General features: G+C 71.1%; 11 protein-coding genes. 5 read left to right on the forward strand and 6 right to left on the reverse strand.

Going from position 1 to position 13,783, the window contains the following annotated elements:
- Positions 1-61: 61 nt before the first annotated feature.
- Positions 62-1,663, forward strand: a complete 1,602-nt coding sequence (locus tag ACIBK1_RS07715; RefSeq protein ID WP_030504972.1) for a glycoside hydrolase family 10 protein — start codon at positions 62-64, stop codon at positions 1,661-1,663.
- A 153-nt stretch (positions 1,664-1,816) separates the two neighbouring features.
- The gene (locus ACIBK1_RS07720; RefSeq protein ID WP_396733234.1) at positions 1,817-4,006 is read left to right on the forward strand and encodes a hypothetical protein; all 2,190 of its coding nucleotides are present in this window, start codon (positions 1,817-1,819) and stop codon (positions 4,004-4,006) included.
- 36 nt (positions 4,007-4,042) lie between these two features.
- Here ACIBK1_RS07720 and ACIBK1_RS07725 read toward each other — a convergent pair whose 3' ends face one another.
- The gene (locus tag ACIBK1_RS07725; protein WP_030504974.1) at positions 4,043-4,594 is read right to left on the reverse strand and encodes an HIT family protein; all 552 of its coding nucleotides are present in this window, start codon (positions 4,592-4,594) and stop codon (positions 4,043-4,045) included.
- 264 nt (positions 4,595-4,858) lie between these two features.
- Here ACIBK1_RS07725 and ACIBK1_RS07730 point away from each other — a divergent pair, with 264 nt between their 5' ends.
- Positions 4,859-5,398, forward strand: coding sequence for an Asp23/Gls24 family envelope stress response protein (locus tag ACIBK1_RS07730; RefSeq protein WP_083743979.1), 540 nt, complete (start codon positions 4,859-4,861; stop codon positions 5,396-5,398).
- Positions 5,399-5,527: 129 nt separating this feature from the next.
- Here the strand turns inward: ACIBK1_RS07730 and thrS are convergent, their stop codons facing one another.
- A complete protein-coding gene (thrS, locus tag ACIBK1_RS07735) occupies positions 5,528-7,504 on the reverse strand; it encodes a threonine--tRNA ligase (RefSeq protein ID WP_030504976.1) in 1,977 nt (658 codons plus the stop codon).
- Between the two features lie 165 nt (positions 7,505-7,669).
- A complete protein-coding gene (locus tag ACIBK1_RS07740; RefSeq protein ID WP_030504977.1) occupies positions 7,670-9,970 on the reverse strand; it encodes a phosphoketolase family protein in 2,301 nt (766 codons plus the stop codon).
- Positions 9,971-10,057: 87 nt separating this feature from the next.
- Here ACIBK1_RS07740 and ACIBK1_RS07745 point away from each other — a divergent pair, with 87 nt between their 5' ends.
- Positions 10,058-10,564, forward strand: a complete 507-nt coding sequence (locus ACIBK1_RS07745; RefSeq protein WP_357317439.1) for a MarR family winged helix-turn-helix transcriptional regulator — start codon at positions 10,058-10,060, stop codon at positions 10,562-10,564.
- A 56-nt stretch (positions 10,565-10,620) separates the two neighbouring features.
- Here ACIBK1_RS07745 and ACIBK1_RS07750 read toward each other — a convergent pair whose 3' ends face one another.
- Positions 10,621-11,115 (reverse strand): TetR/AcrR family transcriptional regulator, encoded by a 495-nt coding sequence (locus ACIBK1_RS07750; RefSeq protein WP_396733239.1) that lies wholly within the window; start codon positions 11,113-11,115, stop codon positions 10,621-10,623.
- 141 nt (positions 11,116-11,256) lie between these two features.
- Between ACIBK1_RS07750 and ACIBK1_RS07755 the strand changes: the two genes are divergently transcribed.
- On the forward strand, positions 11,257-12,228 hold the full coding sequence (locus ACIBK1_RS07755) for an SDR family NAD(P)-dependent oxidoreductase (RefSeq protein ID WP_396733242.1): 972 nt from the start codon (positions 11,257-11,259) through the stop codon (positions 12,226-12,228).
- 74 nt (positions 12,229-12,302) lie between these two features.
- On the opposite strand, the gene ACIBK1_RS07760 is transcribed toward ACIBK1_RS07755, so the two are convergent.
- Positions 12,303-12,776 (reverse strand): TspO/MBR family protein, encoded by a 474-nt coding sequence (locus tag ACIBK1_RS07760; protein WP_396733245.1) that lies wholly within the window; start codon positions 12,774-12,776, stop codon positions 12,303-12,305.
- A gap of 29 nt (positions 12,777-12,805) precedes the next feature.
- On the reverse strand, positions 12,806-13,783 hold the full coding sequence (locus ACIBK1_RS07765; RefSeq protein WP_396733248.1) for a YbgA family protein: 978 nt from the start codon (positions 13,781-13,783) through the stop codon (positions 12,806-12,808).

A 13,783-nucleotide genomic window follows, 5' to 3' on the forward strand; every position in this document is an offset into this window, starting at 1 on the left:
CGCTCTTTTGCCGATGTAAGACTTATGGCCGGACTTACTGGCAAATCAGAGGGGTAGCCACGTGACCGAGCGGAGACAGGTCGTCCGCCCGTTGATCGCGACCGCCGTCATCGCCGCCGCCGCCGTCGGAGCCGCCTACACGTTCGGCCCCGGCGCCCAGGCCGAGAAGGTCGGCGCCGGGAAGGACGGCCGTACGGCGGTGCCGAAGGCGACGCGGCAGCAGGTCGAGGCGGAGACGCTCACGGCGGCGGACACCTGTGCCACCAGCGTGAATTACCCCAAGCGCCAGCTTCGCGGCGTCTGGATCGCCACCGTGCACAATCTCGACTGGCCGTCGAAGCCGGGACTGTCACCGGACCGGCAGAAGGCCGAATATCTGAAAATCCTCGACAACGCGGTCAAGCGGCGCCTGAACGCGGTGTTCTTCCAGGTGCGGCCCGCCTCGGACGCGGTCTACCGCTCGCCGCTGGAGCCATGGTCCCAGTGGCTCACCGGTACGGCGGGCAGGGACCCGGGCTGGGACCCGCTGCCGTTCCTGGTGGACGAGGCCCACAAGCGCGGCCTGCAGTTCCACGCGTGGTTCAACCCCTACCGGGCGGCCGACTCGGCCTCCTCGAAGCTGCCCGACGGGCACCCGGCGCGCCTGCATCCCGACTGGACCGTCAAGCACGAGGGCAAGCTCTACTACAACCCGGGCCTGCCGCAGGTGCGCGACTGGGTGACCAAGGTCGTGACGGACGTCGTCAAGCGCTACGACGTCGACGGCGTCCACTTCGACGACTACTTCTATCCCTATCCCGGCCAGGGCACGCGGTTCGCCGACCAGGCCGCGTACAAGAAGTACGGCAAGGGCCTGACGCTGGCCGACTGGCGGCGGCGCAACGTCAACCAGCTGGTCGCCCAGGTCTCGCGGGCGGTGCACACGGCCAAGCCGTACGCCGCCTTCGGGATCAGCCCGTTCGGCATCTGGCGCAACAAGGCCGAGGACCCGGCGGGCTCGGCCACCAAGGGCATGTCGGCCTACGACTCGATCTACGCGGACGCCAAGGCGTGGATCAAGGCGGGCTCGGTCGACTACGTGATGCCCCAGCTCTACTGGCCCCGCGGGTTCGCCGCGGCCGACTACTCCGTGCTCGCCAAGTGGTGGGCCGACGCGGTGAAGGGCACCGACGTCGGCCTCTACATCGGGCAGGCGCTCTATCGGGTGGGCACCGCCGACACCCCGGCGTGGACCAAGGCGGGCGAGCTGCCCGCCCACCTCACGCTGAATCGCAAATATCCGGAGATCGCGGGCGACGTCTACTTCAGCGCCGCGCAACTGGTGAAGAACCCGCTGGGCGTGCTCGACCGGATCGTGAAGAGCCACTACGCCCGCCCGGCGCTGCCGCCGGTGCTCAGGCAGGGGTCCGCGCCCGCGGCCCCGCGCGGGGTGAAGGCGGCCGGCGGGACGCTGAGGTGGCAGGCCCAGCCGGGCGCCCAGTCCTACGGGATCTACCGGGTGACCGGCAAGGACGCCTCCTGCGCCACGGCGGACGCGCGCAACCTGGTGGCCGTCGTGCCGGCGTCCCAGGCCCCGTCGTACGCCGCCGGGGCCCCCGGCGCCTACTACGTCACCGCCGTCGACCGCCTCGGCAACGAGAGCCCGGCCACCCGGGCCGCCTGACCCCGGCCGGAAGCCCGTCCTCCGGGAAAACAGGTCGCCGCGGATTGCTGCGCGGCCGTCGGCGGGTCCGATAGCGTGGTCGCGAGTTTTTACAAGATCACGTACGGGGACTCCGCGTACGGAGAGTGCGCATACGGAGACTGGGGGTCGCCGGTGAGAGGCACCTGGGTGAAGCGCGCGGTCGTCGCCGTGGTGTTCGGCGTGTCGGTCGTGGCCTCCGCTCCCTCGGCGGCCGCGGCCGCCGGGCTCGCGACCGGGGCGACGACGGCGGCCGGTGAACGGATCGTGCTCATCGGGATCCCCGGCCTGATGTGGAGCGACGTCACCCCGGCCGACACCCCGAACCTCTGGAGGCTCGCCGGCGAGTCCGCCCTCGGTTCCCTGTCGGTGCGGGCCGTACGCAAGGACACCTGCCCGTACGACGCCTGGCTCACGGTCTCGGCCGGGGTGCGGTCGGCGGTGGGGGGAGCCTGCGGTATGGCCCCCACCCCCGAGGCCGACGGCGAGGGGGCGGTCGTCCCCGAGTTCTCCTGGCTCTGGGAGGTGCGGGAGCAGGACGACGCCGGCACGCTGGGGCAGGCCCTGCACGCGGCCGGGCGGACGACGATGGCCGTCGGCCCCGGAGCGGCGCTCGCGCTGGCCGACCGCGAGGGCCGGGTCGACCTCTACGCCCCCTCCCCCGCCGAGGTCACGCAGTGGTCGCGCGGCGACGTGGTCGCCGTGGAGATCCCCGACCTCGTCGCGCCCTACGTCTCCGGCGACCGGCTGAGCGAGGTGCCCGAGCTCCTGTCCGCGGGCGCGCGGCGGGCCGCGGCCCGGGCGGCCGACGCGAAGCTCGGGTCGTTCCTGCCGCGGCTCGGATCGGCGACGGTGCTGGTCGCCGGGCTGTCCGACCACGGCTCCGTCCCCCACCTCAGGACCGCCATGCTGCGCGGTCCAGGCAGCGGTCCAGGCAGCGGTCCTGGCAGCGGGACTGGCAGCGATCCTGGCACCGGTGCGGCCGGGACGCTCGGCGCCCGGTCCACCCATCGGGACGACATGGTCATCGTTCCGGATCTCACCGCCACGATCCTGGCCAGGACCGGGGTGGCCGCTCCCCCGGCCGTCGTCGGCGTGCCGGTCGACACCCACCCGACGGGCGGGAACCTGGACGAACGCGTCGAGGCCCTGCGCACCGCCGACGTCGCCGGGCAGACGATCCGCGACGCGACCGGCGTCTTCTTCACCACGCTCGCCGTGCTCCAGGTGGTCTTCTACATCACCGCGTTCCTGCTGCTGCGCCGCCGCGACGGGCTGCCCGCCGTGCGGGCAGCGGCCGTGGCGCTCGCCTCGATCCCCGTCTCGACCTACCTCGTCAACCTCACCCCGTGGGCCCGTGCGGCACAGCCCGCGGTCACGCTCTTCGTCTCGATCGCGGCGATCGCCGTGGCGCTGACCGTGGCGGCCCTCGCGGGGCCGTGGCGGCGGGGTGTGCTCGGGCCGCTGACCGTGATCGCGGCGGTGACCGCGGCCGTGCTGCTCGGCGACCTGCTGACCGGAACGCCCCTGCAGCTCAACAGCCTGATGGGCTACACGGGCGTGGTCGGCGCCCGCTACTACGGCCTGGGGAACATCCCCTTCGCGTTGCTCGCCACGGCCGTGCTGCTCGTCACCACGGCCGCCGCCGACCGGCTGGTCAGAGCGGGCCGCAAGGCCCTCGCGGTGGCCCTGGTCGCCGCACTCGGGGCCTTCGCCATGCTGCTCGACGGCTGGCCGGGCGTGGGCAGCGACTTCGGCGGCGTCATCGCCTTCGTCCCGGGCATCGCGGTCACCGCGCTGATCGTGGCGGGCAGGCGGGTGTCGATCGTCAAGCTGGGCGCGTTCTGCGCCGCGGGCGGCGTTCTGGTGATGGCGATCGCCTACCTCGACTACCTGCGTCCCCCGGCCAGCCAGACGCACCTGGGCCGCTTCGTGGGGCAGGTGGCCGACGGCACGTTCCTGCCGGTGATCTCCCGCAAGCTCGGCGCGATGCTCTCCACGCTGCTCAGCCCGAACCTGATGCCCGTGGTGCTCGCCGCGTTCGCGTTCCTCGTCTTCGCGCTGCTGCGGCCGGGGGCGGCGAGCGCCGGCGTCCTGCCGATCGCGTTCGAACGGGCGCCCATGCTCAGGGCGGGCCTGCTCGGCGCGCTCGTGAGCGGCCTGGTCGGCATGCTCGTCAACGACTCGGGAGCCGCGGTGCTGTCCATGGCGCTGGCCCTGGCCGTGCCGCTCGTCCTCAGCGCCGGGATCCGCGCCCTGCAGCACGGCGAGCCGATCCCGGCGGCCGGATACCCCGGCACGCCTCCGAGCCCCGCGGCGGCCTGACGCCGTCCGGGCGTCCGGCTCTCGGCCGGGGAGTGGTCAGGAGGCGGCGGGCCAGGCGTCGGCGAGCAGGTCACGCGTGTCGCGCAGCAGCTGCGGCAGCACCTTGGTGCGTCCGACCACCGGCATGAAGTTGGTGTCGCCGCCCCACCGGGGCACGACGTGCTGGTGGAGGTGGGCGGCGATGCCCGCGCCCGCCACTCCGCCCAGGTTCATGCCGACGTTGAAGCCCTGCGCCCCGCTCGCCTTACGCAGCGCCTGCGTCGCGCGCTTGGTGAACTCGGCCAGCTCCGCCGTCTCGGGCCCGTCGAGGTCGGCGTAGTCGGACACGTGCCGGTAGGGGCAGACCATCAGGTGCCCCGAGTTGTACGGATAGAGGTTGAGCACGGCGAACACGGCCGATCCCCGGGCCACGATCAGCCCGTCCTCGTCGGAGAGCCCGGGAATCTCGCAGAACGGGCAGCCGTCATCCGCGCCGGAGCCGCTGGGCTTGTTCTCGCCCTTGATGTAGGCCATCCGGTGCGGGGTCCACAGGCGCTGGAAGCTGTCGGGAACCCCGGCGCCCGCCTGCTCGATCGGCTCTGAGTCCACGTCCGCGATCTCCTCCGCTCCCGTTGTCCCAGGTGCTGCCGCCTCCGCCCCGGCGGCACGCGCACCGGCGCGAAAACAACACCGGCAGCAGCATATGACCTCGCGGATCTCCTCTCACCGGCCGGGTTGCGCCGACGCCACGACCGGCGCCACGTCCGGCGCCACGACCGGCGACCGGCCGATATGCGCGGACGCCGGACGGCCTCCTCGATCATGGGGCAGAATGCACCTGCCCGGACGCCCACCCCCCCGAGGAGTCGTCACATGAGCGAGGCCGCCGCCGTCGAGGAGCGAGTGGAAGAGCAGACCGACGCGTACGCCGAGGTTAGCCTCGGCGACCCGGTGGACGTGGAGGCGGCCGATCGTTCGGAGCCGGAGCTCCCCGCGCCGGCGCCGAGGCCCGTGGCACCGGCTGTCGACGTGCTCAAGGGCCGGATCAAGGTCGCCGACGAGGTCGTGGAGAAGGTCGCCGCGCTGGCCGCCCTGGAGATTCCCGGCGTCGCCGACCTGGGCGGCGACCTCGAACGCGCCTTTGAATCCGTACGCGACCGCATCGGCGTGGGCGCCAAGCGGGCGACGCAGGGTGTGCAGGCCAGCATCCAGGACCAGCAGGTCTCGATCGACGTGACCCTCGTCATCGTGTACGGCCACGTGGTGATGGACGTCGCCACCGAGGTCAAGGTCAACGTCGCCCGGTCGGTGAGCCGGATGCTCGGCATGCGCGTGGTCGAGGTCAACGTGACCGTCGACGACGTCCGCCTTCCCGGTCAGGACTCCCCCGCCGAGGCCACCCCGACGTCCTGAGCGGCCCGCGCCGGAGGGCTGCCCTTGACCGCCCCCTACGCGCGGGAGACCCCTGACCGCTCCTCACGCGCCGAAGAAGCGCGAACGCGGGAGCCCGTGGCGGGCACCCGCGTTCGACGTGGTGAGCGGTCAGACCTGGACGCGGCGGCGGATGGCGTCGACGATCTCGTCGATCGCCTGGTCGATCGGCACGCCGTTCTTCTGCTCGCCGTTGCGGTAGCGGAAGGAGACCGCGCCGGCCGCGATGTCGTCGTCGCCCGCGAGGAGCATGTACGGCACCTTCGCCTTCTGGGCGTTGCGGATCTTCTTCTGCATGCGGTCGTCGCTCTCGTCGACCTCGACCCTGATGCCGTGCTCACGCAGCCGCTTGGCGACGTCCTGCAGGTAGGGCGCGTGGGCGTCGGCGATCGGGATGCCGACGACCTGCACCGGGGCGAGCCACGCGGGGAACGCGCCCGCGTAGTGCTCGACCAGCACGCCGAAGAAGCGCTCGATCGAGCCGAACAGCGCGCGGTGGATCATGACGGGCCGCTGCCGGGTGCCGTCGGGAGCCTGGTACTCCAGGCCGAAGCGCTCGGGCAGGTTGAAGTCGAGCTGGATGGTCGACATCTGCCAGGACCGGCCGATGGCGTCCCGGGCCTGCACCGAGATCTTGGGCCCGTAGAAGGCCGCGCCGCCCGGGTCGAGGACCAGCTCCAGCTTCTCGGACTCGGCCACCTCCCGCAGCGTCTGGGTGGCCTCCTCCCAGGTCTCGTCGGAGCCGACGAACTTCTCCGGGTCCTTGGTGGACAGCTCCAGGTAGAAGTCCTCCAGGCCGTAGTCGCGCAGCAGGTCGAGCACGAACCGCAGCAGCGAGGTGAGCTCGTCGCGCATCTGCTCGCGGGTGCAGTAGATGTGCGCGTCGTCCTGGGTCAGGCCGCGTACGCGGGTGAGGCCGTGCACGACGCCCGACTTCTCGTAGCGGTAGACCGTGCCGAACTCGAACAGCCGCAGCGGCAGCTCACGGTAGGACCGCCCGCGCGCCCTGAAGATCAGGTTGTGCATCGGGCAGTTCATCGGCTTGAGGTAGTAACGCGCGCCCTCCAGCTCCATGGGAGGGAACATGCCGTCGGCATACCAGTCGAGGTGGCCGGAGATCTTGTACAGGTTGTCCTTCGTGATGTGCGGGGTGTTGACGAAGGAGTAGCCCGCCTCCTCGTGCCGGCGGCGGGAGTAGTCCTCCATCACCCGGCGGATCACGCCGCCCTTGGGGTGGAACACCGGCAGTCCGGAGCCCAGCTCGTCGGGGAACGAGAACAGGTCGAGCTCGGCGCCCAGCTTGCGGTGGTCGCGCTTCTCCGCCTCCTCCAGCAGGTGGAGGTACTCGTCCTGCTTCTCCCGGGACTCCCACGCCGTGCCGTAGATGCGCTGGAGCTGCGGGTTCTTCTCGCTGCCCCGCCAGTAGGCGCCGCCGGACCGCATGAGCTTGAAGGCCGGGATGACCCGGGTGCTCGGCAGGTGTGGCCCCCGGCACAGGTCCTTCCAGCACAGCTCGCCCGACTTGGGGTCGAGGTTGTCGTAGATGGTGAGCTGGCCGCCGCCGACCTCGACGTTCGCGCCGTCGGCCGCCTCGGCCGCGCCGCCCTTGAGCCCGATCAGCTCCAGCTTGTACGGCTCGGCGGCGAGCTCCTCGGCGGCCTCGTCGTCGCCGACCGGGCGGCGCCGGAAGGTCTGCCCCTGCTTGACGATCTCGCGCATGCGCTTCTCGATGCGCTTGAGGTCGTCCGGGGTGAACGGCTCGCGGACGTCGAAGTCGTAGTAGAAGCCGTTCTCGACCGGCGGGCCGATGCCGAGCTTCGCCTCGGGGAAGATCTCCTGGACGGCCTGGGCCATGACGTGCGCGGTGGAGTGGCGCAGGATGGCCCGCCCGTCGGGGCTGTCGATCGCGACCGGCTCGACCACGTCGCCCTCGGCGACCTCGGCCGCCAGGTCGCGCAGCTCGCCGTTGATCCGGGCGGCGATCACCGACCTGCCGTCGGCGCCGAGCGCCTCCCCGGCCGTCGTACCCGCCGCCACCACGCGCTCGGCTCCGGCGAGGGTGATGCGTATCTCAAAGGCGGCGGACACGGTGGCTCCTTAGGACAGGTTCGGCGCATGGATCTCGGTGGCCGCGCGCACGCGAGGCGGCGGCTCCGGTCGCATCCGATGCTACCGGTGCCGCCGCCCCCGAATGGCGGGCATGCGCCGCGCCCGCCGCCGAAATCCGCCCCCACAGCCGGTGACGCCGGAGGTTCAGTACGGCCACGTCCAGTCGCGGATCTCGGCGGGGTCCTCGCCGAACTCCCGGGTGTGGGCGCGGGCCCGCAGCCGGGCGTCGGTCATGCGCTGGCGCAGGTGGGCCGCCCTGCTGCCGAGGCCGGGCACCCGGTCGATCACGTCCATCACCAGATGGAAGCGGTCGATGTCGTTGAGCATCGCCATGTCGAACGGCGTGGTGGTGGTGCCCTCCTCCTTGTAGCCGCGCACGTGCAGGTTGTCGTGCCCGGTGCGGCGGTAGGTCAGGCGGTGGATCAGCCACGGGTAGCCGTGGAAGTTGAAGATGATCGGCTTGTCCGTGGTGAACAGGGCGTCGAACTCGGCGTCGCGCAGGCCGTGCGGGTGCTCGGAGGCCGGCTGCAGCCGCATGAGGTCGACCACGTTGATCACGCGGATCCGCAGCTCGGGCAGGTGCTCGCGGAGCAGGGCGGCGGCGGCCAGGGTCTCCAGCGTGGGCACGTCGCCGGCGCAGGCGAGCACGACGTCGGGGTCGGTGCCCTCATCGGTGGAGGCCCAGTCGAGGATGCCCAGCCCGCGGGTGCAGTGGACGACGGCCTCGTCCATGCTCATCAGGTCGAGCACGGGCTGCTTGCCCGCCACGACGACGTTGACATAGTCGCGCGAGCGCAGGCAGTGGTCGGCGACCGACAGCAGGGTGTTGGCGTCCGGCGGCAGGTAGACGCGGACGACCTCGGCCTTCTTGTTGACGACGACGTCGAGGAAGCCGGGGTCCTGGTGGCTGAAGCCGTTGTGGTCCTGGCGCCAGACGTGCGACGACAGCAGGTAGTTCAGCGAGGCGACCGGCCGGCGCCAGGGGATCTTGCGGGAGGACTCCAGCCATTTGGCGTGCTGGTTGAACATCGCGTCCACGATGTGGATGAACGCCTCGTAGCAGTTGAACAGCCCGTGGCGGCCGGTCAGCAGGTAGCCCTCCAGCCAGCCCTGGCACTGGTGCTCGCTGAGCACCTCCATGACCCTGCCCCGGGGGCCGAGGTTCTCGTCGGTCGGCAGCAGGGCGGCCTCCCACTCCTTGCCGGTCGCCTCGAAGACGGCCGACAGGCGGTTGGAGGCGGTCTCGTCCGGGCCGAGCAGCCGGAAGTTCTCGGGGTTGGCCACGATGACGTCGCGCAGGAACGCCCCGAGGACGCGGGTCGGCTCGCTGGAGGCCGTGGCCGGGGTCTTGACCTCGACCGCGTAGTCGCGGAAGTCGGGCAGCACCAGCGGGCGCAGCAGTTCCCCGCCGTTGGCGTGCGGGCTGGCGCTCATCCGCAGCGGCCCGTCCGGGACCGTCCGCGTGATCGTCTCGACCGGTCGGCCGTCGGCGTCGAACAGCTCCTCCGGCCGGTAGGAGCGCATCCACTCCTCCAGGTACTCCAGCCGATCGGGCCGGTCCCGCACGTCGGTCAGCGGTACCTGGTGGGCGCGCCAGGTGCCCTCGACCGGGAGCCCGTCGACCTCGCGCGGCCCGGTCCAGCCCTTCGGCGTACGCAGGATGATCATCGGCAGCGGGCCTCGGTCGGCCAGCTCGTCGAAGACGGTGTCGAGGGTCGCGGCCATGAGCTCGTGCATCTCCGCCGGTTCCTGGCCGGAGACGATGTGCGGGCGGTAGCCGTACCCCTCGAAGAGCTTGACCAGCTCGTCCTCCGGGATCCTGGCCAGCACGGTGGGGTTGGCGATCTTGTAGCCGTTCAGGTGCAGGATCGGCAGGACCACCCCGTCGGTGTCCCGGTTGAGGAACTTGTTGGAATGCCAGCCGGTGGCGAGCGGGCCGGTCTCGGCCTCGCCGTCGCCGACGATGCAGGCCACCGCCAGGCCGGGGTTGTCGAAGGCCGCGCCGTACGCGTGGGAGAGGGCGTAACCGAGCTCGCCACCCTCGTGGATGGAGCCCGGAGTCTCGGGGGCGACGTGGCTGGGGATGCCACCGGGGAAGGAGAACTGACGGAAGAGCCTGCGCATGCCCTCGGCGTCCCGGGTGACGTGGGGGTAGCGCTCGGTGTAGGTGCCTTCGAGCCACGCATGGGCGACCGCCGCCGGGCCGCCGTGACCGGGGCCGGCGATGTAGATCATGTCTTGGTCGCGCTCCCGGATGATCCGGTTGAGGTGCGCGAAGCAGAAGTTGATGCCGGGCGTCGTGCCCCAGTGGCCGAGCAGCCGCGGTTTGATGTGCTCGGGTCTGAGCGGCTCGGTCAGCAGCGGGTTGTCCATCAGGTAGATCTGGCCGACGGACAGGTAGTTCGCGGCCCGCCAGTAGGCGTCGATGTTCCCGTATGCGTCCATGCCCCTGACACTTTCCCAGCGGTGGCGGCCGAACCAGGGTCTTTCGCCCGCAAATCAGGGTGCCGACCGACCGGTAGTCTTGGCCGCATGTCCGGCACCCGATGGCTCGACGAGGAGGAGCAGCGCACCTGGCGCGCCTACCTGCGGACGAGCCTGCTCCTTCAGGAGGCCCTCGAACGGCAGTTGCAGCGCGACTCGGGCATGCCGCACACCTACTACATGATCCTCGTGGTCCTCTCCGAGTCGCCCGGGCGGACCATGACGATGACGAAGCTGTCCGCCCTCCTCCAGTATTCGGTCAGCCGCCTGTCGCACGCCGTCTCCCGGCTGGAGGAGAAGGGCTGGGTGCGGCGGCTCAAGCAACCGGAGGACCGGCGCACGACCGTCGCCGAGCTCACCGACGAGGGCTTCGCCGCTCTCGTGGAGGCGGCGCCGGGCCACGTCGAGGAGGTCCGCCGGGTGCTGTTCGACCCCCTCACCCCCCGTCAGGCGCGGCAGTTCGGCGAGATCCTCGGCACGATCCTCTCCGCCTTCGAGTACCAGAGGGCCGAGGAGGCCGAGCGTTCCCGCGCGCTCGACCCCGCCGCCCAGTAGATCCGGCCGCAGCCGTACGAGGCGGCCGGTCTCGCGCGCGACATGGTCAAGCCTGTTCAGCGCAGCAGGAGATCGATGGCGACCTCCAGTCGTTCGAGGTAGACCTCCCGCGATGCGACCTGATGCTTGAGGCCGATCGACGCGCTGATCATCGTCTGCGCGACAAGGGGGGCCGCCTCGCGTCCCGACTTGGTGGCGACCGCGTCTGTGACCAGTTCCTCGAAACGTCGGCGCGGAGTCTCGATGATCTCTCCGAGGAGGCCGGGATTGTTCTCGATGACCATCGCGACATCGCTCGTCAGCGGGCCGATGTAGCGGCCTGCCCACTGATCGAACGCTCCGAGGAGACGCTCCGAAAGGGGTCGGCCGGTGTCGGCCAGGGCGTGTTCGACCGCGGTGATATCGCGGTTCAGGGCCTGGGCGACCGCCGCACGGAACAGAGTCTCCTTCGAGGAGAAGAGGAAATAGAGCCCGGGCCGCGAGATGCGCGCCGCCCGCGCGACCTCCTCCATCGAGGTCTTCCGGTAACCGAATCGCGCGAACGTGACCATCGCGGAGTCCAGAACCGTGATCCGACGATCGGTGTCGGCGACTGTCGACGGCGGGTGACCGACCTCGGGACTGCTCATGGAACGAGCATACGAGCGAGCGGCGCACTATACAAAATAAGTCTAGTGTGTATAGTCACCGCCATGACCCCACGCAAACTCATCTCCACGCCCTTCACCTCCTCCAGCACCGCGGACGAGGTGCTGCGAGGCGTCGACCTCACCGGCGTCCGCGCGATCGTGACCGGAGGTTCGTCCGGAATCGGCGCCGAGACCGCTCGTGCGCTGACCTCTGCCGGAGCGGAGGTAACGCTCGCCGTCCGGAACACGACCGCGGGTGACGCCGTCGCCGAGACGATCGCCAAGTCGACCGGAGAGATCCGGCCCCGAGTCGCCCGGCTCGACCTCGCCGACAGAAGCACCGTCACGCGATTCATCGACGCGTGGAACGGTCCACTCCACCTGCTGATCAACAACGCGGGCGTGGTCACCGGTGGCCTCGAACGTACGCGTGAGGGCTGGGAGCTGCAGTTCGCGACGAACCATCTCGGCCACTTCGCCCTGGCCACCGGCCTGCACGACGCACTGGCCCTGGGAGCGGCCGACCGTGACGGAGCAAGGATCGTCTCGGTCAGTTCGACCGCGCACATGCGTTCCGGCATCGACTTCGACGACCTCCACTTCGAGCGTCGCAGCTACGACCCGCAGATCGCCTACGCCCAGTCGAAGACGGCGAACTCCCTCTTCGCCGTCGAGGCGACTCGCTTCTGGGCCTCCGACGGCATCATCGCCAATGCGGTGAACCCCGGCGGTGTCGCGACGGGACTGCAGCGCAACTTCACAGCGCAGCAGAGGGCATCCCTCGACGCGGCCGAGGCCGCCGGAATCTTCACCTACAAAACGGTCGAGCAGGGAGCCGCCACCAGCATCGTCGCGGCCGTCGCGCCGGAGTTCGCTCACTCCGGAGGCCACTACCTCGACGATTCACAAGAGGCTTACACCGTGCCGGACGACGCCGACCTCGCGCAGCACCCGCACGGCGTCAAGGAATGGGCGCTCGACCCCACTGCCGCCAAGCGCCTCTGGACGGTCTCGACCGACCTGCTCCGCGTCTGACCGTGGTGACGTACATGAGCGCCTCCCGGTCCTCAGACCTTCGGGTCGTGCCGCGCTTCTGGGTTGCGCCGCGCTTATGGGTTGTGCCGGGCGATGGCGGCGTTGAGCGCGGTGGCGAAAACCGTCCACCCGGCGTACGGCAGCAGCAGAAGCCCGGCGGTGCGGTCCTCACGCAGGAGCCGGTGGGTCAGCAGCGCGTTCGACACGTTGAGCGCGAGGATCTCCGCGAGCGCGAGCCGGGGGCTGCGGGCCTTGAAGAACAGCGGCGGCCAGGCCGCGTTGAGCGCCAGGTTCGCGGCGAGCGCCCGCCGCAGGGCCGGCCGGGAGCCGTCGTCCCCGTGCGACAGCGCCCGGGCGGAGGCATAGGCGATCGTCGCGTACAACGGCGTCCAGACCAGGCCGAACGCCTGCGGCGGCGGCTGCCAGGACGGCTTGCGCAGGCGGGCGTACCAGCCGGAGCGGGCGTCGGTGGACAGGCCGCCGACCGCGGCGGTCGCGGTCACCGCGAGGGCCGTCCGCACCACTGTCTTCTTCGATGTGCGTCTCATGCGTCCTCTTTCTTCCCCCTCGTCCGCACTCATGCGGGAACGTGGTTACGCAGGCGCAGCACGTCGGGATACGGGGACAGGTAGGTCTGGTCGCGGACGTACCCCGCCGGGACGTACTGCGCCTCCGCGCCCTTCGCGTGGTGCCTGAGCAGAGCGAGCGGCACCGCGAGGGCGACCCTGCGGGCCCGGTATGACGCGATCACTTCGGCCAGGTCGGCCCGGCGGACCGGGTCGAGCTCGCGGCCGATCATGCCGAGACAGTGGTGCAGGACGTTGACGTGACGCCCGACCGTGGTCTTGGCGGCGAGTGCCGTCCGGAAGGCCAGGCCGTACTCGCAGGCCAGCGACTCCCGTGGGCGCTCGCCCGCCGCGGCCACGAGCCGCCCGATCTCCCGGTAGGCCGCGGGCGCGTGAGCGAGGAGCTGCATTTTGTGCCGGGCGTGGAAGGCGACCAGGTCGCGTGGGCGCCAGTCGCCGGACAGCAGGGCTCGCAGACGGGCCGAAGCGAAGATCCGCTCGACGAACGCCTCACGCAGCACGGCGTCGTGCAGCCGGCCCTCGTCCTCGACCGCCAGCTCCGGGCGGGCGGCGGTGACCGCGGCGGCGAAGACACCCTTCCCCCGCCGGTCGGCGGCCGCGCCGGACTCCGCGTACACGGGGATGCCGTGCAGCCCGCAACTCGGGCTCCTCGACTTGAACACGTACCCGTCCACGTCCGCCAGACCGGCCGCGCGTCCGGCGGCGAGGGCGGTCATCGGCGCGGTCAGGTCCTCGCGCGTCCGGCGGGTGACGAGCCGGGGTCCGTCCGGGGAGCGCTCCAGGCGGAGCGTCTCGCGCGGGGCGCCGAGACCGATCTCGATCTCCGGGCAGACCGGGACCCAGTCCACGTGCTCCGCGAGCTCCTCGGAGAGAAACCGGTCACGGCTGTGGCCGCCGTTGAACCGCACGGGTGCGCCGAGCAGGCAGCTCGACACGGCGACCCTGGGCCTGATCTCCACAGGCTCCAT

Source organism: Microbispora rosea (assembly GCF_044460045.1).
In the GTDB taxonomy this organism is placed as follows: Bacteria; Actinomycetota; Actinomycetes; order Streptosporangiales; family Streptosporangiaceae; genus Microbispora; species Microbispora rosea.

Bases quoted from the DNA above. Each gene is read 5' to 3' on its own strand.
- ACIBK1_RS07765 (WP_396733248.1), bottom strand. From the start codon at position 13,783: ATGGAGCCTGTGGAGATCAGGCCCAGGGTCGCCGTGTCGAGCTGCCTG.
- ACIBK1_RS07730 (WP_083743979.1), top strand. From the start codon at position 4,859: ATGAGCGAGGCCGCCGCCGTCGAGGAGCGAGTGGAAGAGCAGACCGAC.
- ACIBK1_RS07755 (WP_396733242.1), top strand. From the start codon at position 11,257: ATGACCCCACGCAAACTCATCTCCACGCCCTTCACCTCCTCCAGCACC.
- ACIBK1_RS07745 (WP_357317439.1), top strand. From the start codon at position 10,058: ATGTCCGGCACCCGATGGCTCGACGAGGAGGAGCAGCGCACCTGGCGC.
- ACIBK1_RS07740 (WP_030504977.1), bottom strand. From the start codon at position 9,970: ATGGACGCATACGGGAACATCGACGCCTACTGGCGGGCCGCGAACTAC.
- ACIBK1_RS07760 (WP_396733245.1), bottom strand. From the start codon at position 12,776: ATGAGACGCACATCGAAGAAGACAGTGGTGCGGACGGCCCTCGCGGTG.
- ACIBK1_RS07750 (WP_396733239.1), bottom strand. From the start codon at position 11,115: ATGGTCACGTTCGCGCGATTCGGTTACCGGAAGACCTCGATGGAGGAG.